2 protein-coding genes are annotated in these 1,251 nt (G+C 38.0%); both read left to right on the plus strand.

All coding sequences use genetic code 11. The features are described from left to right. The coding region (locus AB6B24_RS12370) for a hypothetical protein (protein WP_369164825.1) at positions 1 to 181 on the plus strand (181 nt) is incomplete at its 5' end. 143 nt (positions 182 to 324) lie between these two features. Continuing rightward, on the plus strand, positions 325 to 1,251 hold a 927-nt coding region (locus tag AB6B24_RS12375; RefSeq protein WP_369164826.1), incomplete at its 3' end, for a phage tail tape measure protein.

Genomic DNA, 1,251 nt, shown 5'->3' on the forward strand with positions numbered 1-1,251 from the left:
CCCGAGACTCATCGCGATGCGAGAAGTGCAAAAATATAACGCTGAGATGAATCAGTATCGTGAAGAATATCGTCAAAAGGAAATTGAAGAGACGGGAGCTTATCATGATGATGGGGGTGGTCTTATCATTCTAGAAGAAACTAAATATAGAGCATGGCTTCGTAAAGAATATGGAGAATAGACGAAAGAAAAATGATATAATAGGAGTGTACTTTTTAAATAAAAAAACCGCTGAGAATTGGCTTAGTGGTGCTAAAAACGCTACTTTTTAAGGGCGTTTTTTGTTTATCCTTGAATTAACAATAAAAGTTCAAGGAGAAAGCAATGGCAGATACACCTTTAGGGAAAATGATAATTGAAATGGGTTTTGATGATTCCAGCTTTGCAAAGGGTGTTACCGGGGTTAGCAAGCAATTATCCGCTTTAAAAAATGATTTAAAAACTTCTCAAACCTCATTTTCAACATTTGGGAAAGGTGTTGATGGAGTTAAAAGCCCAATGGAAGTTCTTACTAAATCCATTGAGACGCAAAAAAGGCAATTAGATTTACTCAAAAAATCTTATGACGGTTCACTTGTTGATGGGAAAGCAAGCTCTAGTACTCAAAAATATGCGGCTGACATTTCAAGAGCAAGTGCTCAGATGGCTCAATTTAAATCACAGTTAAAGTTAGCAGCAGAGGAACAGTATAAACAAACATCTCTGTTACCTAAGCTATCGACAGGATTTCAAAAAGTAAGCGGTGGATTAAATTCGATTGCTTCTGTTTCTACTCCTGCTTCAGTAGCAGTCACTGCCGTATTTGCAAAAGGAATTCAAGCAGCAACTAATTTCAATGGTAAGATGACTGAAATCCAAGCTTTATTATCAGATGGAACACCAGCAAGTGTTCTTTCTAAGCAAATGGATACTTTATCGGATAAATCTAAACAATGGGCTAGACAATACGGTATCGATACCTCATCTATCAATGATGGTATGGAAGAAATGATAAAGCGTGGCTATGATTTTAATCAAACCGTTGGGGCCATGCCTGCGGTATTAGATGCTTCAAGAGCCTCAGGGGAAGATTTCGGGACAGTAATGTCTGCATCAACTGCTATTCTTGAACAGTTTGGTTTAAAGACTGAAGATACAGCATCCATGATGAAAAATACCCAACGTGTAACGGATAGTTTGACATTTGTAGCCAATAAAACATCCGCAGGATTTGAAGACATGGGAATAGCAATGGAATATGTCGGGCCCGTT

The organism is Lactococcus sp. AK05, from assembly GCF_041026685.1.
In the GTDB taxonomy this organism is placed as follows: domain Bacteria; phylum Bacillota; class Bacilli; order Lactobacillales; family Streptococcaceae; genus Lactococcus; species Lactococcus lactis.